This is a genomic window from Coprothermobacter proteolyticus DSM 5265 (genome assembly GCF_000020945.1).
GTDB lineage: Bacteria > Coprothermobacterota > Coprothermobacteria > Coprothermobacterales > Coprothermobacteraceae > Coprothermobacter > Coprothermobacter proteolyticus.
The window spans coordinates 840,550-862,085 of record NC_011295.1; the positions used below are offsets into that span (position 1 = coordinate 840,550).

The 21,536-nt window shown below is 44.8% G+C and carries 25 protein-coding genes and 5 tRNA genes; 8 read left to right on the plus strand and 22 right to left on the minus strand.

Translation table 11 applies throughout. The annotated features are described in order from the left end of the window. Window positions 1-88 precede the first annotated feature (88 nt). Genes hypF through hypB form a run of 6 tightly spaced genes read left to right on the plus strand, consistent with a single transcriptional unit; the run spans window position 89 to window position 5,601 of the window. Window positions 89-2,380 (plus strand): carbamoyltransferase HypF, encoded by a 2,292-nt coding sequence (hypF, locus tag COPRO5265_RS04425; protein WP_049750681.1) that lies wholly within the window; start codon window positions 89-91, stop codon window positions 2,378-2,380. After that, window positions 2,313-2,525, plus strand: a complete 213-nt coding sequence (locus COPRO5265_RS04430) for a HypC/HybG/HupF family hydrogenase formation chaperone (RefSeq protein ID WP_234397962.1) — start codon at window positions 2,313-2,315, stop codon at window positions 2,523-2,525. Before hypF ends, COPRO5265_RS04430 begins: the two co-directional genes overlap by 68 nt. Then, the gene (gene hypD, locus COPRO5265_RS04435; protein ID WP_012543489.1) at window positions 2,503-3,546 is read left to right on the plus strand and encodes a hydrogenase formation protein HypD; all 1,044 of its coding nucleotides are present in this window, start codon (window positions 2,503-2,505) and stop codon (window positions 3,544-3,546) included. Before COPRO5265_RS04430 ends, hypD begins: the two co-directional genes overlap by 23 nt. After that, on the plus strand, window positions 3,539-4,498 hold the full coding sequence (gene hypE, locus COPRO5265_RS04440) for a hydrogenase expression/formation protein HypE (protein WP_012544832.1): 960 nt from the start codon (window positions 3,539-3,541) through the stop codon (window positions 4,496-4,498). Before hypD ends, hypE begins: the two co-directional genes overlap by 8 nt. A 12-nt stretch (window positions 4,499-4,510) precedes the next feature. Then, complete coding sequence (locus COPRO5265_RS04445) at window positions 4,511-4,870, plus strand: hydrogenase maturation nickel metallochaperone HypA/HybF (protein WP_012543990.1); 360 nt, start codon at window positions 4,511-4,513, stop codon at window positions 4,868-4,870. Window positions 4,871-4,878: 8 nt separating this feature from the next. Further along, on the plus strand, window positions 4,879-5,601 hold the full coding sequence (hypB, locus tag COPRO5265_RS04450; protein WP_012543819.1) for a hydrogenase nickel incorporation protein HypB: 723 nt from the start codon (window positions 4,879-4,881) through the stop codon (window positions 5,599-5,601). Here hypB and COPRO5265_RS04455 read toward each other — a convergent pair. The 21 genes from COPRO5265_RS04455 to COPRO5265_RS04555 all read right to left on the minus strand — a co-directional run bounded on the left by COPRO5265_RS04455 (window position 5,553) and on the right by COPRO5265_RS04555 (window position 17,937). After that, entirely contained in the window at window positions 5,553-6,488 is a 936-nt protein-coding gene (locus COPRO5265_RS04455; RefSeq protein ID WP_236608186.1) for a riboflavin kinase, read from the minus strand. The genes hypB and COPRO5265_RS04455 overlap by 49 nt on opposite strands. Window positions 6,489-6,493: 5 nt before the next feature. Continuing rightward, window positions 6,494-7,366, minus strand: a complete 873-nt coding sequence (truB, locus tag COPRO5265_RS04460; RefSeq protein WP_012543850.1) for a tRNA pseudouridine(55) synthase TruB — start codon at window positions 7,364-7,366, stop codon at window positions 6,494-6,496. Then, window positions 7,354-8,589 (minus strand): DHH family phosphoesterase, encoded by a 1,236-nt coding sequence (locus tag COPRO5265_RS04465; protein WP_012544567.1) that lies wholly within the window; start codon window positions 8,587-8,589, stop codon window positions 7,354-7,356. The genes truB and COPRO5265_RS04465 overlap by 13 nt, the downstream gene beginning before the upstream one ends. After that, the gene (gene rbfA, locus COPRO5265_RS04470; RefSeq protein WP_012543979.1) at window positions 8,531-8,944 is read right to left on the minus strand and encodes a 30S ribosome-binding factor RbfA; all 414 of its coding nucleotides are present in this window, start codon (window positions 8,942-8,944) and stop codon (window positions 8,531-8,533) included. Before rbfA ends, COPRO5265_RS04465 begins: the two co-directional genes overlap by 59 nt. A 20-nt stretch (window positions 8,945-8,964) precedes the next feature. Continuing rightward, entirely contained in the window at window positions 8,965-9,246 is a 282-nt protein-coding gene (locus COPRO5265_RS04475) for a DUF503 domain-containing protein (RefSeq protein WP_012544641.1), read from the minus strand. Next, entirely contained in the window at window positions 9,247-11,001 is a 1,755-nt protein-coding gene (infB, locus tag COPRO5265_RS04480) for a translation initiation factor IF-2 (RefSeq protein ID WP_012544148.1), read from the minus strand. After that, window positions 10,991-12,022: a transcription termination factor NusA gene (gene nusA, locus COPRO5265_RS04485; RefSeq protein ID WP_012544801.1), complete on the minus strand. Its 1,032-nt coding sequence runs from the start codon at window positions 12,020-12,022 to the stop codon at window positions 10,991-10,993. The genes infB and nusA overlap by 11 nt, the downstream gene beginning before the upstream one ends. After that, window positions 11,982-12,491, minus strand: a complete 510-nt coding sequence (locus COPRO5265_RS04490) for a ribosome maturation factor RimP (protein ID WP_012543579.1) — start codon at window positions 12,489-12,491, stop codon at window positions 11,982-11,984. The genes nusA and COPRO5265_RS04490 overlap by 41 nt, the downstream gene beginning before the upstream one ends. A 100-nt stretch (window positions 12,492-12,591) precedes the next feature. Continuing rightward, a complete protein-coding gene (gene rplL, locus COPRO5265_RS04495; RefSeq protein ID WP_012544250.1) occupies window positions 12,592-12,969 on the minus strand; it encodes a 50S ribosomal protein L7/L12 in 378 nt (125 codons plus the stop codon). Between the two features lie 16 nt (window positions 12,970-12,985). Next, window positions 12,986-13,516: a 50S ribosomal protein L10 gene (rplJ, locus tag COPRO5265_RS04500; protein ID WP_012543766.1), complete on the minus strand. Its 531-nt coding sequence runs from the start codon at window positions 13,514-13,516 to the stop codon at window positions 12,986-12,988. Window positions 13,517-13,695: 179 nt separating this feature from the next. Beyond that, window positions 13,696-14,403, minus strand: a complete 708-nt coding sequence (gene rplA, locus COPRO5265_RS04505; protein ID WP_012543962.1) for a 50S ribosomal protein L1 — start codon at window positions 14,401-14,403, stop codon at window positions 13,696-13,698. Window positions 14,404-14,469: 66 nt separating this feature from the next. Next, window positions 14,470-14,895: a 50S ribosomal protein L11 gene (rplK, locus tag COPRO5265_RS04510; RefSeq protein ID WP_012544316.1), complete on the minus strand. Its 426-nt coding sequence runs from the start codon at window positions 14,893-14,895 to the stop codon at window positions 14,470-14,472. 26 nt (window positions 14,896-14,921) lie between these two features. Continuing rightward, window positions 14,922-15,470 (minus strand): transcription termination/antitermination protein NusG, encoded by a 549-nt coding sequence (gene nusG, locus COPRO5265_RS04515; RefSeq protein ID WP_012543511.1) that lies wholly within the window; start codon window positions 15,468-15,470, stop codon window positions 14,922-14,924. Between the two features lie 19 nt (window positions 15,471-15,489). Further along, window positions 15,490-15,693 carry a preprotein translocase subunit SecE gene (gene secE / locus COPRO5265_RS04520; RefSeq protein ID WP_012544379.1) on the minus strand — a complete coding sequence of 68 codons (204 nt, stop codon included), beginning with the start codon at window positions 15,691-15,693 and terminating at the stop codon, window positions 15,490-15,492. Window positions 15,694-15,719: 26 nt separating this feature from the next. Continuing rightward, a tRNA-Trp gene (locus COPRO5265_RS04525) sits at window positions 15,720-15,795 on the minus strand. 6 nt (window positions 15,796-15,801) lie between these two features. Further along, window positions 15,802-15,951: a 50S ribosomal protein L33 gene (gene rpmG / locus COPRO5265_RS07475; protein WP_012543916.1), complete on the minus strand. Its 150-nt coding sequence runs from the start codon at window positions 15,949-15,951 to the stop codon at window positions 15,802-15,804. A gap of 13 nt (window positions 15,952-15,964) precedes the next feature. Then, complete coding sequence (gene tuf / locus COPRO5265_RS04535; RefSeq protein WP_012544048.1) at window positions 15,965-17,182, minus strand: elongation factor Tu; 1,218 nt, start codon at window positions 17,180-17,182, stop codon at window positions 15,965-15,967. A 39-nt stretch (window positions 17,183-17,221) separates the two neighbouring features. Next, window positions 17,222-17,297 (minus strand) — tRNA-Thr (locus COPRO5265_RS04540). Window positions 17,298-17,302: 5 nt separating this feature from the next. Continuing rightward, window positions 17,303-17,378: transfer RNA gene (locus tag COPRO5265_RS04545), tRNA-Gly, on the minus strand. A 5-nt stretch (window positions 17,379-17,383) separates the two neighbouring features. Beyond that, window positions 17,384-17,469, minus strand: a tRNA-Tyr gene (locus COPRO5265_RS04550). Window positions 17,470-17,861: 392 nt separating this feature from the next. Next, window positions 17,862-17,937: transfer RNA gene (locus COPRO5265_RS04555), tRNA-Thr, on the minus strand. A gap of 158 nt (window positions 17,938-18,095) precedes the next feature. Here COPRO5265_RS04555 and COPRO5265_RS04560 point away from each other — a divergent pair. After that, window positions 18,096-19,067 (plus strand): 2-hydroxyacid dehydrogenase, encoded by a 972-nt coding sequence (locus COPRO5265_RS04560; RefSeq protein WP_012544182.1) that lies wholly within the window; start codon window positions 18,096-18,098, stop codon window positions 19,065-19,067. Continuing rightward, window positions 19,021-20,409, plus strand: coding sequence for an NFACT RNA binding domain-containing protein (locus COPRO5265_RS04565; RefSeq protein WP_012543609.1), 1,389 nt, complete (start codon window positions 19,021-19,023; stop codon window positions 20,407-20,409). The genes COPRO5265_RS04560 and COPRO5265_RS04565 overlap by 47 nt, the downstream gene beginning before the upstream one ends. On the opposite strand, the gene COPRO5265_RS04570 is transcribed toward COPRO5265_RS04565, so the two are convergent. After that, window positions 20,402-21,535, minus strand: coding sequence for a S41 family peptidase (locus COPRO5265_RS04570; protein ID WP_012543534.1), 1,134 nt, complete (start codon window positions 21,533-21,535; stop codon window positions 20,402-20,404). The two genes, COPRO5265_RS04565 and COPRO5265_RS04570, sit on opposite strands and share 8 nt — an antisense overlap. Window position 21,536 lies beyond the last annotated feature (1 nt).

The window sequence follows — 21,536 nt, forward strand, 5'->3', positions numbered from 1 at the left end:
AAATTCAGTTAGACATTTTAACACTATTCAGTCCAACTAGAACCAACATCGCAAACAACTTAATTATACCTGCTATAATTCAATCTTGATGAGAAAAGCTTTCAGAATCAATGGGATTGTACAAGGCGTCGGCTTCCGACCCTTTGTCGCGAGAATCGCTAAACAATTGAATCTAACTGGATTCGTCCTCAATAGTGGACACGGCGTATATATAGAAGTTCAGGGAGAAGAACATCTCGTAAAGGTGTTTGAGGAAAAATTGAATAATGAAAAACCTCACGAGTCCATATATATCGAATTTGACACGTGGGAATGCGAAGAGATTCAAGATGAAAAGGACTTTGTTATACTAGCTTCTGAAACCAACGCAGACGTATTCACATTCATCCCCCCTGATTTAGCTACTTGCCATGACTGCGTTGAAGAGATTCTTACGCCAAGTAACCGGAGATACTTGTACCCATTAACCAACTGCACCAATTGTGGTCCAAGGTACACTGTCATAGAAAAGCTACCTTACGATCGCCCTAATACTTCAATGAAGCCTTTCCCCTTATGTGCTGAGTGTTACAGAGAATACACTAATCCAAAGGACAGAAGGTATCATGCGCAACCAGTGGCATGTCCAGACTGCGGTCCACAAACATATATTGTTTCCAAAGACGGTGGAATGATTGCCGACCCGGATCTAAGGAAAACAGTAGATATTCTTAAGGACGGAAAGGTTGTGGCTATTAAAAGCTTAGGGGGTTACCTCTTGGCTTGCGATGCTCTCAATGAGACAGCAGTTAATAGACTAAGAAAACTAAAGAGAAGACCGCAGGAACCTTTCGCCCTAATGAGCACACTCCCAAATATTGAAAACTTTTGCTACGTAAACAGTGCTGAAAAAGATCTTCTTGAGTCACCGGCAGCACCCATTGTACTCTTGCAAAAGAAACCTTATGGTAGCTTACCCGAAGTTGTAGCCCCTGGACAAAATTATTTGGGGTTCATGCTGCCCTACTCCCCCCTTCACCACATAATTTTTTACCATTGGCCAGAAGCAGTCTTGGTAATGACGTCAGCAAACCTCCATGGTGAAGTAATCTACTACGAAGAATCAGACTTGCCAAAGCTTCTAGAAATGGCAGATTACGTACTGACGCACGATCGTGCAATAGTAACCCACGTAGATGATTCTGTAGTTCAAATGCTAAGCGATGGGCCTCATTTAATAAGACGAAGCCGCGGCTACGTTCCGCTACCCATAAAGCTTTCAAACCAGTGCAAGGTTCCTATTCTAGCCACAGGTGGAGATGAAAAGGCGACACCAGCGCTTGCGAAAAACGGATACGCTATTTTGGGCCAATACGTGGGCGACTTGAAGAACGTAAGAACCATGGATACCTATTTAAAGGTCATCGATCACTTGAAGGAGCTTTTTGAGATAGAACCCCAAGTAGTAGTTACCGACAAACATCCAGGATATCTTTCACACAGGTTCGCCTATTCAACGGGCTTACCAGTAATTGAACTACAGCACCATGTAGCACATGCACTTTCTGTCATGGAAGAGAACCAACTTTCCAAGGCGATAGCCATTGTATACGATGGAACAGGATATGGGGACGACGGAACATTATGGGGTTCAGAAGTGCTCCTTGTTGAAAATGCAGACTACCAAAGGCTGTTTCATTTTGACTACATGCCTTTAGTTGGTGGCGAAAAAGCTATTGAAGAACCCTGGCGGTTAGCTGCTAGCTTGCTTCAAATAGACCAGGCTGAGAGGTTTTTTGGCGAAAGAGGAAGAAACATTGCCCTTCTCGGTGCAAAAGGACGTTTCCCTTTGGCTTGTGGAATGGGCCGCATTTTTGACGCTGTTTCCGCCCTTCTGGGGGTTTGTTCCATGGCAACATACGAAGGTGAGCCAGCCCAAAAGCTGCAAATGATAGCTGAAAACAGCTTAGAAAAGGGCAACTTTGCAGATAACATCACCATACATGAGTCGACGGTTTCAACCAGAGATATAATTCAAAACATAGTAGAGCTCTTAAATAAAGGCTACGAGATAAACGACATATCGAGGATTTTTCATAACACGGTCGCAGAATTGACCGTAAGGATGGTCATTAAGTTTGACTGGGAAAATGTAGTTTTAAGTGGTGGATCATTCCAAAACAATATTCTTTACAAGTCCGTTCGTGACCGGTTGGAGAAGCTGGGGCTGAAAGTTTTTAGAAATAGGCAAGTCCCCATGAATGACAATGGCATTGCCTTGGGGCAAATTGCATATGTTTTGAGGAGGAGCGACAATGTGTTTGGGAATACCCATGTTAATAGAGAAGATCCAGGACAACAAAGCAGTAGCATCATTCATGAACGTACGCAGAGAAATTAGGATTGACGTGGTACCAGAGGTAAAACCTGGTGATTACGTCATGGTGCATGCAGGAATGGCCATAGAAATCTTGAATCAGGAAGAAGCACAGGAAACATTGGAAATGTGGAAGGAATTGGGTGATGAGAACGTTTTCCTCAGATAACCCTGCTACTATTATGGAGGTATGCGGCACGCACACCCATGAGCTTTTTAGAACAGGGATCCGTTTTGCCCTACCTAACTGGGTGAAGCTAATTAGCGGGCCAGGTTGTCCTGTGTGTGTTACTGATGACAAAGACTTAGCCAAGGTCATATTAATGGCAACCAACTACGATTTAACCGTTATCACTTTTGGCGACATGATCAAGGTACCAACACCTTTCGGTTCTTTGGCTTCATTACGCAGCGAAGGGAAAAATGTTCAAGTTGTTTATTCACCTGTTGATGCTGTAAAGTACGCCATGGAGCACCAAGAAGAAACGTGCCTCTTTTTTGCTGTAGGATTTGAAACCACCATGCCAGCCGTGGCTGCCGCTATTAAGGATCGTTTAGCAAGAAACGTTGATAACTTATTCTTCTTAGTGAACCATAAGCGCATTGTCCCTGCTTTATATGCCTTATTTGGGTCTGGGCGAGTAAAAATAGACGGCCTTTTGCTACCTGGCCATGTTTCTGCCATCATAGGATCCAAGCCCTATGAGCCAGTATTAAGTAAATACGACGTGCCTGGCGTAGTGACTGGTTTTAGCAAAGACCAAATGCTCAGAGGGATAAACATCCTCCTTAAACTCATTGTGAATGATAAGTTCGACGTGATAAATGCATACCCCGAAGTAGTGCGTGAGGAAGGTAACAAGAAAGCACAGGCACTCATAGAAAGCTATTTCGAAGTAGGTGGAGCATTTTGGAGAGGGTTTGGCTTCATTCCAGATAGTGCCATGGTGCTCAAAAAAGAGTTCTCTGATTTGGATGCAGAAACACAGTTTCCGGTTGAAGAGCCTAATGTAAGCCCTCCACCAGGGTGCAGATGCGCAGACGTGGTGCTGGGTGCGGCAGACCCACCCAGTTGTCCTTTGTTTGGCAAAACATGTACTCTGCAGAATCCCGTAGGACCATGCATGGTATCATCAGAGGGAACTTGTGCTGCATGGCTCAGGTACGGAGGTGCAACCTCAAATGGATAAAATCACACTAAGCATAGGTACTGGCGGAGAAGAAATGACTCAGTTTCTTCAAAAGACTGTTTTCCCCATCCTTGAGGAAAGCATTTCTGGTGATGCCGCACTGGTTAACCATACTGCTTTTACGATCGACAGTTTTGTAGCAGAACCTCCTTTTTTTCCAGGTGGTTCTATTGGAACACTAGCCGTGAGCGGAACAGTAAATGACTTGGTAGCTGCAGGAGCTAAACCTTCAGCGCTGGCGCTGAGTTTAATCTTGGAGGAAGGTTTGGACATGGAAGTGGTACGAAGAATCTTGCAGGACGCCAAGGAGACAGCGAAGTTGGCACAAATAAAGATCGTTACTGGAGATACTAAAGTAGTCCAAAAGGGCGCAGCCGACAAAGTATTCGTAACTACCTCAGGCATTGGCCAGAAAGTACTTGATTTTGAATCCCCAGCGCCCGGAGACGCAGTTGTGGTAACAGGCGATATTGCCAGACACGGCGCAACCATGCTACTCGCGTCAAAAAAGTTTGAGCTTGAGAGTCAGCTAACTAGTGACTGTGAACCACTATGTTGGTTAATCGATGTTTTGAAGCCTTTTGAAGGTTTTTTAAAATGGATGAGAGATCCTACTCGCGGCGGCGTGGGTACCATTCTTCATGAGTTCTGCAGCCAGTTTTCCCTGGGCGTGAGACTCTTTCAAAAACAAATACCTATCATGCCCGAGGTTAAAGGTATATGCGAACTTCTTGGCCTAGAACCTCTTCACCTGGCATCAGAAGGAAGAATGGTAATCGTAATAAGCCCTGATAAAGCCCATGAATTCCTTGAGTCCTTGAAGCCCTTTGCACCAAATGCATCGGTCATTGGAGAAGTAGTAGACGATCACAAAACGCTGACTCAAGTAGTAGATGGTTACGAGACTTATGTACCACCCTTAACAGGTGAGATACTGCCAAGAATATGCTGAGCGGAGCTAACCATGCATGAGTATTACGTGGCAAAGCACACAATCTATCAAGTGAAGAAGGAGCTCGGAGAAGTGCATCCAAGCCTGGTTAAGAAGGTTGGTCTTGAAATTGGGAAAATGTCAGGTATCATACCAGAGGCTTTGGAGATGTATCTTGGTTTGATAGCGCCCGAAGAAGGCTTAACTAATGCGAGCTTTGTCATCACTCTCGCTCCGGTCCTTTTTAGGTGTAATGATTGCAATACTCTTTTTGAGCCTTCACGTGAACTGTTTTGGTGTCCAAATTGTAACAGTAGCAATGTTACATTCGTAAGTGGCAACGAATTGAAGATACAATACATTGATGTGCAGAATGAAAGTAAGGAGGTATAAAGAAGAACATGAGGCGAATACATGTTTTCGAACACTTGGAAGGCCATGGTGCACCACAGGACCTTACACGCATTAACTTGGGAAAAAACATATTAGAAGCCAACGAAGAGGTGGCTCATGAGGTATACCATTTGTACACGGACCGGGGTGTATTCCTTACCAATGTAATGGGATCACCCGGAAGCGGAAAAACCACACTTATAAAAGCTTTAGCACAGCATCTAAAGATTGCCGTGTTGGAGGGAGATATAGCTTCATCAGTAGACTCCATCGAGTTTGCCAAAATGAATGTACCAGTAGTACAAGTAAACACAGATATTTATGGTTCCGCTTGTCACCTGGAAGCCCCCTGGGTAGCAGATAAACTCCGACTGCTAATTGAATACAAGCCCGAATTTGTTTTCATTGAGAATGTAGGCAATTTGGTCTGCCCTTCTGATTTCAACTTGGGCGAACACGAAAGATTAGTCGTATACTCCATTCCCGAAGGCTTTGACAAACCTATTAAGTACCCGCCCATGTTCACTAAAGCCACCGCAGTAGTTTTGACCAAAGTCGACTTAGCGCCTGTCATGGATTTGGACGTTGAAAAATTCGAAGAAAGCGTACGGAAGATTAATCCTCACGTTCAAATATTCACTTTTTCTGCAAAGGATGAAAAAAGCATCCAGCCAATTGTGGCCTATCTGGAAGGCAAAAGGCAGGCCCTGCTAAACAATAGAAGCAATTGATTCATTTCAGCTTCAATTAAGGGTGCGTCCTTAGCCAAATCGTTTTCGTCTTCTCTGATCTGTTGCACTAGCGAGGTAGCATCTGGGAACTTCTTTTCTTCTCTGACGAACCTGTGGAAGCCGTAAAGCACGATTTCGCCTGCCCCAATATTTAAATCAATTCCGGGAACATATATCTCCAAGAGCACATCTTTGCGGTCAAAGGTCGGAGCCTTTCCAAAAGAAGCCAAAGCAGGACCTGACCACTGATTACTTAGCAGGAATCCATCATAAACCCCGTAGGGGGGTCGGGTCTTTTGTTTACTCCAGTGAAGGTTTACGGTAGGAACGCCTATTTTACTGCCAATTCTGTTTCCGTGAACCCTAGGTCCCCTTATAAAATAAGGATAGCCCAACAACTTCATTGCCCTTTCCATGTTGCCATGGTGAATGTAGTTCTTTATCGCCTTCGTACTAACTATTTCCCCATCCACCGAGACTAAAGGCTCCACTATGAGATTCTTTCTATTAAGCTGACACCACTGTTTTAGTAGTGAAATATCTCCTACGGCGTTACGCCCAAAACGAAAGTTTTCGCCCACCACGATGGTTTGAACATCCTCAAGGTATCTGGAAAGGAACGTTTCCGGTTCTAAGTCTTTAATCTTTTCAAAAGGCAGCTTTATTATCTGATTTATACCCATGCTCTCAAAAGCGCACAACCTTTCATCATCAGTAAGAACCCTGCTTTCACTGTAACCTAAGGCTTCCTTTGGCAAAGGTTCGAAGGTCAGCACCCCACCGTCGTTAACTCCAGAGACATGTGAAAGCAATCTTCTATGTCCCAAATGTATGGATTCAAATCCACCAAAAACGATCGTTACGACTTTTTCAATCTTGTCATCCACAACAGTTACCACCAACGCTCCATCACCAACTCTCCTGTGCTTATCCTGCCAACACCCAAGAAACCATGAGTTCCCCATATTCTGTAGTACGAAGACGCACTACTCACGCTCATAGAATAATCCACTCTGCCCGATTGCCTCAGGCGCTTTTCTACGGCGCCCTGTACAGGTATGTCTGGCAAGAAAGATAAAGCTTCATCGGTGGATATAACTTTTCCCGGGTCAACGTCCTGCAAGGGAACCCCTGCGCTTATGCTTATGTGTCCGATTTTTACACGCGCCAGCTCCGATACCACACAGGGAACATTTAGCATGTCGCCAATTTTCTTTGCCAGTCCTCTAATGTAAGTGCCTTTGCTAACTTCGAATAACAGAGTGGCTTTTTCGATTCCCTTCTCATTCGACTCCAATACTTCAAGTAACAAACTTTTGCTAACGTGAGCGATACCCTTAAGGCCTGTAACGGGTTTGCCATCATAGAACAGGTAGTAAAGCCTTTTACCATTTACTTTTTTTGAAGAAAGAGGTGGAATGGGATACTCTACCTGTCCCCTTAACGTGTCTAAACACTCCTTTAATGCTTCCACGCTTGGTCTGTGTTCTGAAAGATTAATAACGTTTCCAGTTATGTCCCAAGTGTCCGTCTCTAAACCAAACTGAAGTACACATACATAGGTCTTAGGTAGAGAAAGAAAAAAGTCAGAAAACCGACAAGCTCTGCCTATACAAACAGGCATAAGACCCCAGGCAAAAGGATCCAAAGCTCCCACATAGCCAGCTTTTTTTACGCCAAGCGCTGACTTCACTTTGGACAAGAATGCCATGGGCTTTAGTCCTCTGGGTTTTATTGTCCACAGAAAACCATCTAACTCTTGCACGAGAAGTCCACCTGTCTGTAAAACATGCGCTGAACAAGACTCTTAGGGCTCTTAAGGTCATCACTGCTCATAATCCAGTCAGACAACTGCTGCAAACTTTCCAAGTCAATGTTCTCCCGTACCTTCATAGCCGCTCTCTCAGCGCTGCCACCTTTAGAAACCAAATCACAGATGCTTAGCAGTAGCTCCTCAGTCACATCGACGCTCAAGAGTTCAGATTTCGCGTAAAGCTCAGCAAGCTGCAGATCAAGTTCATTCAAATTTGCTGGCTCATTACGTGTTTGACTTAAAGCATCTACATCAGCAGTGACCCAAGCTAGTACTGTCTCCATGACCTCACTTAATCGATTTGAAACCTTTGCTGCCGCCGCCATCCTGTGTCCGCCTCCATTTAAGCGTTTGGCATACGCTATAGCTTCCAAAGGATGCCTGGAACGAAACGATATATTCGTAACAGGCATTTGGTTATTGTTTTCTCGAGCTGAAATGAATAAGAGACCGCGACCAATCCATTGCATAATGGACAAAGCTATACTAAAATCATCATCGGTAAAACCTTGCTCTAATCTATCTTCTTTAGGAACACTCAGAACGAAAACCCCAGGCTTGTATTCATATACCTTTCTGAGGAGCCTGGCAATGCGTTTTGCTTGCTCCATACCGCAAATCTTAGTGGCTTCAACATAGGCAGCATTCCAGTTAGCGCCTGCTTGTACCAACCTTATAGCATCGTTCAAAGCACGTTCATCAACATTGCTGTAAGATAACACACCAGTGTCAGCCAGCAACCCAGCCAAAAAGCACACTGAGGACTTGCTATCTAGGTGATCAGAAAACAACTCAGACAGCAAGGCAGAGGTTGCGCAGCAGCTTGGATCAATAAGGTGCATGAAGGGCACATCCTCTACCGCATGATGGTCAATAATCAGTGTTTCTAAACCTTTGTCATAACCAAAAGCCCTCTTGGGGTCGGAAACATCAAGCATTAGTTGAACGTCCACTTCTGACGCTGATACTAGAGGTCGCAGCTCTGTAAAAAACGACAACCATGATTCCACACACACGGAAACCGGTACACGCATAGAATTAAGTACCCAGCTCATGCCAGCTACTGAACCTAACGCATCCACATCTGGTCTTTCGTGAGTGATAATCTTGATTCCCTTACGGCTCTTCGTTAGTCTCTTCAGTATGGTCTGTGGATTCGTCTTCGTGAGATTCATCTTCTTTTACTTCATCTTTCTTTTCCAAATCTTCTAGCAATTTCACCATGCGGACTCCTCTCTCGATAGAGTTGTCCAATTCAAACTTTATCTCTGGCGCAAACCTCAGTCTCAAGGTTCTTGCTACTTCACCACTAACATACCCTTTTACTCTTTCCAAAGACTGTAGTATTTGTTCTGAATTTTTTCCTGGCATGGTAGAAAAGTAAACCTTCAAATACTTTTGATCATCAGACAACTCCACGTCAGTAATGGTCACGAATTTGAGACGTTCGTCATTCATGTCTTCCAGCAGAATTTTGGACAATTCCTGCTTTATTGCTTGCTGTAGCCGCTCTTTTCTGAGAGGTTTCATATCAATCACCCCTTGAACCGTTAGTAAACGGTAATTTCCTGTTCTAAAATCTCTAAGTCGTAATTATCTTGGATAAAGTTAACAATCCAATCCACGGACTCTCTTACTTTGTTCATTTGCCCATTTACTGTAGCAAAACCAAGCTCTGCCACAGAAGTGTTGTCTAAACTCCCCACCTCTGCAGCAGCCACGTTTCTCCGAGACCTCACCGTATCTAAAATAGACCTTACAACTTGTCTCTTGTCCTTCAATGTTCGAGAACCATTTATTAGTAGTTTCAACCTCAAACTACCAACAAACAACTAAGCCACTTCCTCCTGAATTGTATAAACCTCCAGTATGTCGCCTTCCTTGATGTCATGGAAGTTCTCCAAACCGACACCGCATTCAAATCCTTGAACCACTTCTCGTACATCATCTTTGAATCGCTTTAAGCTACCAATGGATGTCTCGGCAACGATGACACCGTTTCTAAGAACTCTGACTCGACCATTTCTCACTATCTTCCCGTCAGTCACATAACAACCAGCCACGGTGCCCACACGAGGTACCTTGAAGGTTCGACGAACCTCAGCATGTCCAAGCACTACTTCTACTTCTTTGGGTTTTACAAGTCCTTTTAGGAGGTTAGCCATATCGTCAACGAGATCATAAATGATACGATACGTCAAAACCTTAATACCTTTTTCTTCAATGAGCTTGTTAGTCTTACCCACAGGACGCACGTTGAAGCCAACAATGAGAGCCTTTGACGCCTCAGCCAAAATGACGTCGCCATCTGAAATGGCACCAACACCAGCATGTATTATGTTCATATCGACTTCGCCTTTTTCCAATTTCAACAGCGCATTTTGTACGGCCTCCAGGGAACCTGCCGTATCAGCCTTCAATATTAGGTTAAGAACAGGCTTTTCTTCTTCAGATGAACTCAGGATTTCCTCTAACGAGAATTCCTTCCTGGTTTTTTGTTGTTTATCACGCTGCAGATCCGAGTTGGATTTTGCAATTCTTTCAGCTTCTTCTAAAGAATCTACCCTTTGCACCAAAGTACCTGCCTCTGGAACATCCTGAATCCCCATTATCTCCGCAGGCATTGAAGGACCTGCAGATGAGATTGGGTCTCCTTTGTCGTCAAACATGGCCCTGATCTTGCCGTAAGTTGTCCCCACGACAACAAAATCACCGACTCTGAGTGTTCCTTCTCGAACCACCACTGTTGCCAGAGGGCCTTTACCTTTGTCCAAGCGTGATTCAATAACATAAGCTTTTAAAGGTGCTTCAGGGTCTCCCCTAAGGTCTAGCAAATCTGCAATTAGGATGATCGCTTCGAGAAGATCTTCGATACCTTCACCTTTTATGGCTGAAACAGGTACGTAAATCGTGTCGCCACCCCAGCTCTCAGGTATCAATCCCATGGCAGCAAGCTGATTCATTACTCTGTCTGGATTAGCACCAGGACGATCCATTTTATTTAGAGCTACAATGATTGCAACACCTGCAGCTTTTGCGTGATTCAAAGCCTCTATGGTTTGGGGCATAACGCCTTCGTCAGCTGCCACTACAAGTACAACTATATCTGTTACCATGGCTCCTCGAGCACGCATTTCAGTGAAAGCTTCGTGCCCAGGAGTATCTATGAAAACAATCTTCTGCCCTTTATAATTAACCACCGAAGCACCTATGGATTGCGTGATTCCACCAACTTCTCTTTCTGCCACACGAGTGCGCCTTATGGCATCGAGCAATGTAGTTTTTCCATGGTCTACGTGCCCCATAACAGTAACTACTGGTGGCCGCTTCGGCGCAAGCTCTTTTTCACTCTTACCAGCTTCTGCAGTAACTGTTTCTTCCTCAGTAGATTCAACCTTACTTTCTTTACCGCTTTCAGCTACCTGCAATGGTTCGGCCTTAAGCAGCTCTCTGAGTAAATCTGCCGTTTCTTCATCTACTGTTGACTGATATGAAACAATATCCACTCCAAGTTTTTTAAGCTCTTCAACTAGCTGTTTTGAAGGGACACCTAATTCTTTCGCCAGTTGGTAAACTCTAATCTTCATCAGGACCACCCTCCCTCACATCAATTGTCCATCCTGTTAGCTGTTCAGCTAGCTCCACATTCTCGCCATCTTCTCCCACCACTACTTTTATGTTATCGGGAGTGGTGTAAACCAATGCTCTTTTATTCTTTGGATCTAGAACCTCTACTTTATCCACCTTTCCTGGCGAAAGAACGTTTGCAATCAACTTTGCTGGATCAGTATCCCATCTCACCACATCAATTTTCTCGTTGGCCAGACTTCTTGAAATCGCCTGAATACGTTGCCCTTTGTAACCAATACATGCTCCTTGAGGGTCAAGTCTGGGATCAATACTCATAACTGCCACTTTTGATCTCCGTCCAGGTTTCCTTGCAATACCCATGATTCGTACCACCCCATCAGCCACTTCTGGTACTTCCAAAGTAAACAACAGCTTTAGCAAATCAGGAGAAGAACGGGACAATGCTACTCCTTGACCGTACATGGGTATGTTCTTCGCACCCAGGACTAAACACCTTAGGGAATCACCTGGAGCATACCTATCAGTAGGTAGTTGTTCACTGGGCTCCAGCACACATTCAACACCATCCACGTCCATGTAGATCAGTTTTGTCTTAGGATCTCTTCTTATGACCCTTGCTGTGACAACTTCACCAGAAAACTGAGCTATTCGCTTAATGGCCTTTTCCTTACTCTTTTCATTCATTCTGTTCTTTAACGTATTCTCTGCAGTCTGTATGGAAACACGGCTCAGATTGGACAGAGGGAACTCAATCCAATCTGATACGGCCTCATCTTCAGGTATTGTTTTTACGAAATCCTTATTTACCAGAAACTTCAAACTGCTCCCGTTCTCTTCAATCTTGATAGCCGATCCCACAGCCTCTTTAGGAATATCCAGTTCTTTCCTTATAGCAGAAACTAAAGCGTCTTTTAACGCTTCAATTATTTCTTGAGGTGTAAGATCCAGATCACTAGCTATTTGCCTTATATATTCATTAAGTGCCTTTTCTATGGCTTCGCTTTTGTTTTTTTCCATGCTCTTTCCCTCCTTCGTCGAATACCAGTTTCGCCTTTCTAACTTGGTCGAAGGGAATGCGGAAGTAATTTCCTTCATACTCGATTACAACGTTTTCATTTTCCCTACCCACAAGCTTTGCACGAATTGTTTGCGATTTACCATCTCTATCGAAGGAAATATCAATAACCCTTCCTTTAAAAATTTCATATTCCCATTCTCTTTTTAGAACCCTATCCAATCCCGGGCTGGTAACCTCCAAATGATCATTGTCGCCGTACCACGGAAAGCTTTCCAATAAAGGCAAAATGGCTCTGGTTAGTTTTTCGCAGTCGCCAATGGTCACCGACGGTTCCCCGTGAACAACAACAGAGATTATATGAGCACCTTTTTCCATACGCTCTTCCAAGTCAATAAAATAAAAACCTTTTGACACAACAATTTTGGAAATCCGCTCTTCAAGATCGGCTCTATCCTTTGGCGACAGCATTCAATAATCACTCCTTACGGTCCTTATAAAGAAGAAGTGGGACTCAAGGCCCCACCTCTCCTTTATACATTATATACTCTTAAACGAAGCTTTTCAAAACTTACTGCAATTCGATTACCGCTCCGGCTTCCTCGAGCTTTTTCTTCAATTCTTCTGCCTCTTCCTTGGTAACTCCTTCTTTAATTGGCTTCGGTGCACTTTCCACTAAATCCTTTGCTTCCTTCAGACCAAGGCCCGTAATCTCGCGAACGACCTTTATAACCTCAAGCTTCTTGGCACCAGCTTCCTTTAGAATAACGTCAAAGGATGTCTTTTCCTCTTCAGCTGGAGCAGCAGCTGCCGGTCCAGCTACTGGTGCTGCTACTGCCACGGGCATGGACGCGGACACACCAAACTTCTCCTCAAGTGCCTTAACCAATTCTGCCAGCTGGGAAACTGACATGTTCTCAATTTCGCTAATGATTTCCTCAATTGTCATCTGTAAGTAACCTCCTTTATGCAGCTTTTTCTTTCTTCTCTTTTATTGCTTGCAATACATAAACCAAGTTTCTGTAGGGACCGGACAACACTGTTACCAATCCCCTCATTGGTGAAGAAACTACTCCTACCAACTGTGCATAGAGCTCTTGTCTGCCCGGAAGCTTCGCAATAGCATCCACTTCTTTAGCAGAGATCCAACGCCCTTCTAATATGCCCCCTTTGGCTTGCAGCACTCCATATTTCTTCACCTGCTCAACAAAGAGCTTGAAGGGGGCTAATTCATCCTCATTGGAAAACAAAAGGGCAGTGGTTCCTCTAAACAAAGACTCATCGACGTTCAAACCAACTTCCTTTACTGCAAGTTCCAGCAGTGTGTTTTTTACCACCTTTACTGTGAGGCCGTTTCTCTTCATGTCGGCTCTCATGGCTTGCATGTCCTTGCTGGTCAATCCCTCGAAAGAGAAAAAGACCATTCCTTTGCTTTGGTCAATCCATTCACGTAACTGCTCAACAACAGCTTGCTTTTCGGGTCGAACCCTGGTCACATATGCCAATGTATCACCTCCTTACGCAAAAGGCCACCGACGGTAGGTCGGTGGCCTCAACCCAATATCCACCCAAATAACCTCCGCCGGTTGCCCAATTTAGGCATTAGTACCGACTTCTTCGGTCTAATTTTCATTCCAATTATACTGGAATTTTAACACACCTTAGTAAATGTTACTTAAAACTGCTTCTTAAGTGATTCTTCGATAGCCAAACGTGTGTCCACCTTAACTGCTGGACCCATGGTACTGCACAGTGATATGGTCTTCACATAAGTACCCTTAGCAGTTGCGGGTTTAGCATGAATTATGGCAGCTGTAACAGCATAGAAGTTATCAAGTAGTTTTTCGTTATCAAAGCTGGCTTTCCCGATGGGCACATGCAGATTTCCAGTCTTGTCGTTGCGAACTTCAACTTTACCCGCCTTGAACTCTTTCACTGTCTTTTCAATATCCATGGTCACAGTGCCAGCTTTGGGGTTGGGCATTAGGCCTCTGGGGCCAAGAATCTTACCTAAACGTCCCACGGCTCCCATCATGTCAGGAGTAGCAATGACCACGTCAAAGTCCAACCACCCCTGTTGTATTTTCTCAACAAGATCGTCAGCACCTACATAGTCAGCACCAGCATTGGCAGCTTCAGTAGCTTTCTCACCTTTCGCCAGTACCAAAACTCTGACAGGCTTACCAGTGCCGTGAGGCAGAATTACAGTGAACCTGACGTTCTGATCAGGATACTTTGGGTTAATGCCCAAGCGGTAGTGTGCCTCCACTGTTTCGTCAAACTTTGCAGAAGCCATCTTCTTAACGAGTTCGATGGCCTCTGAAGGCGTATATACCTTCGTTAAATCAAATTGCTGAGTTAGCTGCGCATATCTCTTACTCATAGCATTCACCTCCTGTGGTTAACGAGCTAATTTGCTCTCCCACGACTTATGGTCTGAAACCTAAAACTAATCCACTACCTGAATACCCATGCTTCTCGCTGTGCCTTCGATAATCCGAACCGCCGCTTCTAAGTCTTCTGTATTCAAGTCCTTCATCTTTTGCTTGGCAATCTCTTCCACTTGAGCACGGGTAACCTTACCAACAGTAACCTTATTAGGCTCACCAGAGCCCTTCTCCACCTTCGCAGCCTTTTTTAGCAAGAATGAAGCAGGCGGAGTCCTCACCTCAAAGGTAAAGCTCTTGTCAGCGAAAACGGTAACATCCACAGGCACTAAAACATCGCCCATACTAGCCGTAGCCGCGTTAAACCTCTTTATGAATTCCATTATATTTACGCCACGCTGTCCCAATGCTGGTCCAACTGGTGGCGCAGGAGTAGCTTTACCTGCAGGTAACAACAACCTGAACTGAGCTGCAATCTTTTTAGCCAATGCCTATCACCTCTTAATTCAACTTTCTAACTTTTCTTTCTCACTTGTACGGCATCCAAATCTGAGATAACTTCTCGACCAAACATGCTTATCTTAACAAATACTTTCTGTTTTTCATGATCCACGTCAACGACCACACCCGTAAGACCTTTAAGAGCACCATCCCTTACTTCCACTTCATCACCAGTCTGGAGGTCAACCTTTACAGCTTCTTGCTCTCTGCTCTTTTGAAGCACCTTTTCCATTTCGTTGTCCTGCACGGGAATGGGTGTATGATCTGGCGTTGAAATGAACCCCCGTACACCAGGGGTATAGCGTATTAAAGACCACGTTTCTGGGTCAATAACACCTTTTTCAGGATCCACTTCAACTTCTACAAAAACATAACCGGGGTAAATGACCCTTTGAACCCTTTCAGGTCTGGGTTTTTTACCTCTGTATTCAAGACGCCATTCTTTGGGAACTAAGACATCACTTATAGCTGTGTTACCCGCGTTCTCAGCACGAAGCTTAATTGCTTCAGCCACTGCAGATTCCTTGCCATGAACTGTTGTAACTATGTACCACTTTTTCATATTCGTCTTCTTCCTTATACTACTTCACTAATAGTGGCAATAATCTTGCAAAACCTAGGTCCAACAAGGTTACTAGCACAGCCCATATACCTGAAAACACAAGTATGGCCAACACTGCATTTACAGTTTGCTCCCTTGATGGCCAGCTCACCCTGCCGAGTTCCACTTTAGCGCTTCTGAAGAAATTCTTTATCCTGTTTCCTAATGTCTGCTTTTCCGCCATTTGGCATCACCATTCGCTAAGAATATTGGCAGGGGCGGAGGGAGTTGAACCCCCAGCCTGCGGATTTGGAGTCCGCTGCTCTGCCAATTGAGCTACGCCCCTTCAACCCTACCTTGTCTCCTTATGTAGCGTGTGCTTCTTGCAGTTAGGGCAGTACTTCTTAAACTGTAACCTGTCAGTGGTCTTCGTCTTATTCTTTTCCGTGTGGTAGTTACGATGACCACATTCAGTACACTCTAATGTAACTAATACTCTCATCTGAAATCACCCATTATTCCAAGAGCTTGGTGATAACACCAGCTCCTACTGTCCTTCCGCCTTCTCTGATTGCAAATCTCATGCCCTCTTCTAATGCTACGGGGTAGATCAGTTCTACTTCGAACTCTGCATTGTCTCCTGGCATTACCATCTCTACTCCTGGGTCTAGCTTTATTGTCCCAGTTACGTCTGTTGTCCTTATGTAGAATTGTGGCCTGTATCCATTGAAGAATGGTGTGTGCCTTCCACCTTCCTCTTTCTTCAATACATACACTTGCGCCCTGAACTTCTTGTATGGCCTTATTGACCCTACCTTCGCTACTACTTCCCCTCGCTCTACTTCGTCTTTCCCTATGCCCCTTAACAATAGACCTACGTTGTCTCCTGCCATCGCTTCGTCTAACGTCTTACGGAACATCTCTATGCCTGTTACTACTGTCTTCCTTATACCTTCTCGTAATCCTACTATCTCTACTTCTTCCCCTACTTTTAACTTTCCTCGCTCTACCCTTCCTGTCACTACTGTCCCTCGCCCAGTTATGCTAAATACGTCCTCTATCGGCATAAGGAATGGCTTGTCTACTTCCCTTACTGGGTCCGGTATGTAGCTATCCATGGCGTCTATGAGCTCCCATATCCGGTCTACCCATTCGTTCTCCCCACGCTTCGTCTGCGGGTTCTTGCTTAGTACCTCTAGTGCCTCTAGCGCTGATCCCTTTATCACTGGTACTTCGTCTCCTGGAAATCCATATCGGTTCAGTAAGTCCCTTACTTCCATCTCTACTAGCTCCACTAGCTCAGGATCGTCTACCATGTCTGTCTTGTTAATGAATACCACCATCGCAGGTACGTTCACTTGCCTTGCTAGTAGTACGTGCTCCCTCGTCTGTGGCATTACTCCGTCTGTAGCCGCTACTACCAGAATTGCTCCGTCCATCTGCGCTGCCCCTGTGATCATGTTCTTGATGTAGTCTGCGTGCCCTGGACAGTCTATGTGCGCATAGTGCCTCTTCGGTGTCTCGTATTCTACGTGCGTTATGTTTATCGTTATGCCTCTCGCTTTCTCTTCCGGTGCTTTGTCTATGTCAAAGTATCCCTGCGGCTTCGCTAAACCTTCTGCTGCCAATGTCTGCGTTATCGCTGCCGTCAATGTCGTCTTACCATGGTCTATGTGCCCTATGGTCCCTACATTTACGTGCGGCTTCGTCCTCTCAAACTTCTCTTTCGCCATTACTCTTCACTCCTCCTTGACACTTGTTAGAACCAGTACTGGAGCCCAGGACCGGACTTGAACCGGTGGCCTTTTCCTTACCAAGGAAACGCTCTGCCGACTGAGCTACCTGGGCTCACTTGGAGCGGGAGACGGGACTCGAACCCGCGACCCTCAGCTTGGAAGGCTGATGCTCTACCAACTGAGCTACTCCCGCTCTTTTGGTGGGGAGGGGTGGATTCGAACCACCGAAGGCTTCCGCCGAGGGATTTACAGTCCCTTGCCTTTGGCCGCTCGGCAACCTCCCCAAACTTAGCACAGACCATATTATAACATATGGTCTTTAGTGCACTCTGCTGCCTTGCAAAGAAAAAACAAAGCAAACACAGTGTCACGTAAATAATATATCATTAGATGCACTTAACTTCAAGTGCATAGAAAATAATATGGGAAATCTCCTCAAAGCCATGAGCTTGTTAAAAGCTTGTTATGAACAAGCTTTCCCTTTCGACCAAGAACTACAAGCATATTGCAGAACTGCTTCAGACAACGCTTGGGGATTCGTTGACAAACCCCGTATATGCCGCTAAGCCTAATCTAACCACTTAGTTACATGAATCCATCCCCCGATTTACATCAAGGAAACTCTGGGTAACCTAAGCAGGGTAAGTGGTCATCTTATCACACGAGGGGAACAAAATGGAGCCGGCGTTGGGACTCGAACCCAAAACCTGCTGATTACAAATCAGCTGCTCTGCCGATTGAGCTACGCCGGCTGCTGCTGTTCTATTATAAAACATGGATTCCGTATTTGCAAGTACTCTACACAGCTTCGTCACCCCGCAAAATGCATACTTTTATGATCACCACATCAACACTATTGGGCAGCAAATTCTGATAACATATAAACACAACCAGGAGGTGCGAATGAATTATGCCAAAAATCCTTTTGAACTGGGTACCGACTCAAAGCGATTTTGAGCTTATGCGTAAGACTCTTCCCGATGCAGAATTCGAGGTTCCGCCATGGCAAAACTTGGAAGAAGCAGAAATACTCCTCTATTCTCCAAAAACTCCCGACCTTGACGCGCTCATACCAAACATGAAGAATCTAAGGTTTATCCAATCACTTATGGCAGGTGTTGATCATTTGCCATGGAGTCTGATACCGAATAACGTAATAGTTGCTAGCGGATCTGGTGCAAACTCAGAAGCAGTAGCGGATATGGCTTTAGCTTTAGCGCTCTCGGCTCTTAAGTTTATACCTTTCTACCAGAACGAAATGAAAATGGATCTATGGAAAAGACGCGTTAGCAAAGACCTGGATTCTCTCACAGCAGTCATATTGGGTACAGGGAGCATCGGCAAAGCTATCGCTAAAAGACTAAAAGCTTTTGGCATGCAGGTTGTTGGAGTTTCAAGAAGTGGCAACCAGGTGGAAGGCTTTGATAATGTAGCATCGTCTGCTGACTGGTCTAGCGAGCCCTATGGCGACCTAATTGTCATTGCACTGCCTTTGAACCGAGATTCGTATCACATGATCGATAAAGACGTTTTGTCTCGGTTAGGTGGTACGCGTGTCATCGTTAACATTGCAAGGGCAGCCATCGTAGAACCGCAAGCATTAAAGGTTTGGCTTCAGGAAAACCCTACTTCCGTGTACGCTTCCGATGTTTGGTGGAATGAAAAGTTGAGTCTGCAGCCAGTTGTTGTGGAACAGCCCATCTCCATTTCGTACCTGCCAAATGTAATTATGTCGCCGCACACTGCTGGACTTACAGAATACGCACAGGAAAGAATGCTCACTACATCTTGCGAGAACATTCGGCGTTTCCTAGAGGGTGGGCAGCCTTTAGGCATTGTGCGTAAAGAAGATTATTCCCAAACGCCATGGAATGAAAATTGATAGTTTTTATTTATCATACTTAGCGCGAGATCTCGAGAGCTCCTTTCGCGGTGCTCGTATAAATGCAGTTCTTTGTGAAGCTTACTTTTATCAACTAGATACTACTAAGGGACCGCTACTCATCTCTTTGCTGCAATCTTCACCCCTAATAGGCAAGACCTTTCTACCTACGGACAAGAAGGAAAGAAAGCTTAGCCAAATGATTGGAAATCTGTCCATTGATGCCATAAGAAGTGTGGAGGGAGACCGGATCATAGTTTTTCAACTGAGCGATCGGCTTAAGATCATAAACAGGCAGCTAGTCGTGGAACTCATTCCAAACTATGCAACCCTCCTCATCCTTGAAAATGACAATATCATCTTTTCCACAAGGTTAATTGGAGCAGGAAAGCGCTCATTTGTTTTGGGAAAAAGATATCTTTTCCCGCCTAAACCAGAAGGCGCAAAAAACCTCTACCACCCATTAAGAAAAGAAATCATTGAAAAAGTACCAGAGCATGCACGACATCTTTTAGAGAAGCACTTAAGTAGAAGAGACCTACCCCATATGGTGGTGGGGCGGGAACTCGCTTGGCCAACACCTTCTGCTACTACAACAGCTTTAGACCTGGCTTCTACAGAGGTAAGCAGACAAATCGAATCGTACTACGAAAACATTGAAAGGAAGAATGCACGTAAAGAGACCCAGTGGGAACAGCGTGGACCCGTTGATAAACAGGAAATCGAAGAACGGGTGGATAAACTTAAGCGTTGGGGACAAGTACTGCTTTCACTGCCACTGGATACAAAAGGCGAAGTGCTTATAAAAGACTGGGTCACGGGAGAAGAAACCAGTGTCAATCTTTCTCAGTTTCATACCCCAGTGGAAGCTGCTAAAAGTTTCTTTGAAAAAGCAAAGAAAACTGAAAAACAGCTTCTGAACGGTGAAACAAAAAAAGCGCGATTTGCTAGAAAGGAGACCTCGGCGAAGGCTCAGCGCTATCCCTATAGGAGAATATTGTATGACGATGTGCCCATTTACATTGGGCTATCTGCGTCTGGAAATGATTTTGTAACGTTTTCCTCAGCTCCTGAACACTGGTGGTTCCATGTGAAGGAGGGAACAGGGTCTCACGTGGTTGTAAGAACGAATTTTCTTACGGATGACATTGCTCAGGTAGCAGCCAAGCTCGCCGCTTTTCACAGTTCTAAGTCTGCTGAAAACAAGGTGGAAGTGGTTTACACACAAATAAAGAATGTTTGGCGTCATCCAAAAAACAAGAAAGGGCTTGTCCTGTACAAGAATTTTCAGACTATGGTAGTGGAACCAGCTTCTGAGGAAACCGTTTTAGGTACTACTTAAAGACTTCCAGCGATGCTTCCAAAAGCTTCGCGTCATCAGTAGCAGTAACTTGCACGTCGGGAGCCAACCCAACCTTGTTAAGAGCAGTCTTGTTAGGCGTCAAGTATTCGGCAACTGTCACCTTCACAGCACCTTCACTAAGTGGTTCAATGGTCTGAATTTCTCCCTTTCCGAAGGTTTTTTCACCCACCAACTTAGCACCAATGAGATCTCGTAAAGCTCCCGCTACAATCTCAGAAGCAGAAGCAGAACCACCATTCACCCAAACTACAACATTGCCCTCAAACAATTTCGCCCCACCGGGTGCCTTCAACGGTTTTGTTTCCTGCTTATCTTTCTCATATACCACAACCTGTGCAGGGGCGAAGTAACCTACAATTTTGCGAGCTTCCTCGAGCATACCTCCTGGATTATCTCTTAAGTCAATTATTAAAGAGGTCATACCTTCCTTTTTTAATTGAACAAGAGCACTTTTTAACTCAGAAGAAGCTTTGTTGTCATAGAACTGCATTAGCCTTATATAACCCACTGTTGGGGTAACCATCTTGCTCTCTGTAACAGCAGGTATGGATACCTCTTCTCGCTTCAAATCAAATGAAAGTGTCTGCCCATCACGCAGAATTTCCAGTGTGACAGAAGTACCCGCACTCCCTCTAACCATGGAAGAAACAACGTCCACTGAAACTTGCTCCACACTTTTTCCATCCACGGCCATGATAATATCCCCTGCCTTCAAACCAGCCTTAGCAGCAGGCGTATTAGGAAAAACTGTTTGAATGACAATCTGGTCGCCTGTCTTGCTAATTACTACTCCAATGCCCGTGTAAGTGCCTTCCAAATCGCTTTGCAGCACTGAAATCTCTTCCGGTGTTAAATACTCCGTCCAGGGATCACCCAAAGCCGCAGTCAAGCCCTTAGCAGAACCATAGAGTAGCTCTTTATCTGAGGGTAAATCAGTGTAGTACCGCTCTTGAAGTACCGCTTTCAGCTCATCAAGAAGACGATAATCACCTGCCTGCAGAACAATGGGGCGACCGCTGGTAAGAAAACCAAGGACATAACCAGCTGTAATGCCCAGCACGAGAATTAGTACAACTACTCCAGCGCCTACACTTCTTTTATTCATG

Excerpts from the sequence above, each read along its gene's own strand:
- hypF (WP_049750681.1), top strand. The coding sequence starts at position 89 with ATGAGAAAAGCTTTCAGAATCAATGGGATTGTACAAGGCGTCGGCTTC.
- COPRO5265_RS04430 (WP_234397962.1), top strand. The coding sequence starts at position 2,313 with ATGTTAATAGAGAAGATCCAGGACAACAAAGCAGTAGCATCATTCATG.
- hypD (WP_012543489.1), top strand. The coding sequence starts at position 2,503 with ATGAGAACGTTTTCCTCAGATAACCCTGCTACTATTATGGAGGTATGC.
- hypE (WP_012544832.1), top strand. The coding sequence starts at position 3,539 with ATGGATAAAATCACACTAAGCATAGGTACTGGCGGAGAAGAAATGACT.
- COPRO5265_RS04445 (WP_012543990.1), top strand. The coding sequence starts at position 4,511 with ATGCATGAGTATTACGTGGCAAAGCACACAATCTATCAAGTGAAGAAG.
- hypB (WP_012543819.1), top strand. The coding sequence starts at position 4,879 with ATGAGGCGAATACATGTTTTCGAACACTTGGAAGGCCATGGTGCACCA.
- COPRO5265_RS04465 (WP_012544567.1), bottom strand. The coding sequence starts at position 8,589 with ATGAATCTCACGAAGACGAATCCACAGACCATACTGAAGAGACTAACG.
- rbfA (WP_012543979.1), bottom strand. The coding sequence starts at position 8,944 with ATGAAACCTCTCAGAAAAGAGCGGCTACAGCAAGCAATAAAGCAGGAA.
- infB (WP_012544148.1), bottom strand. The coding sequence starts at position 11,001 with ATGAAGATTAGAGTTTACCAACTGGCGAAAGAATTAGGTGTCCCTTCA.
- nusA (WP_012544801.1), bottom strand. The coding sequence starts at position 12,022 with ATGGAAAAAAACAAAAGCGAAGCCATAGAAAAGGCACTTAATGAATAT.
- COPRO5265_RS04490 (WP_012543579.1), bottom strand. The coding sequence starts at position 12,491 with ATGCTGTCGCCAAAGGATAGAGCCGATCTTGAAGAGCGGATTTCCAAA.
- rplL (WP_012544250.1), bottom strand. The coding sequence starts at position 12,969 with ATGACAATTGAGGAAATCATTAGCGAAATTGAGAACATGTCAGTTTCC.
- rplA (WP_012543962.1), bottom strand. The coding sequence starts at position 14,403 with ATGAGTAAGAGATATGCGCAGCTAACTCAGCAATTTGATTTAACGAAG.
- nusG (WP_012543511.1), bottom strand. The coding sequence starts at position 15,470 with ATGAAAAAGTGGTACATAGTTACAACAGTTCATGGCAAGGAATCTGCA.
- secE (WP_012544379.1), bottom strand. The coding sequence starts at position 15,693 with ATGGCGGAAAAGCAGACATTAGGAAACAGGATAAAGAATTTCTTCAGA.
- rpmG (WP_012543916.1), bottom strand. The coding sequence starts at position 15,951 with ATGAGAGTATTAGTTACATTAGAGTGTACTGAATGTGGTCATCGTAAC.
- tuf (WP_012544048.1), bottom strand. The coding sequence starts at position 17,182 with ATGGCGAAAGAGAAGTTTGAGAGGACGAAGCCGCACGTAAATGTAGGG.
- COPRO5265_RS04560 (WP_012544182.1), top strand. The coding sequence starts at position 18,096 with ATGCCAAAAATCCTTTTGAACTGGGTACCGACTCAAAGCGATTTTGAG.
- COPRO5265_RS04570 (WP_012543534.1), bottom strand. The coding sequence starts at position 21,535 with ATGAATAAAAGAAGTGTAGGCGCTGGAGTAGTTGTACTAATTCTCGTG.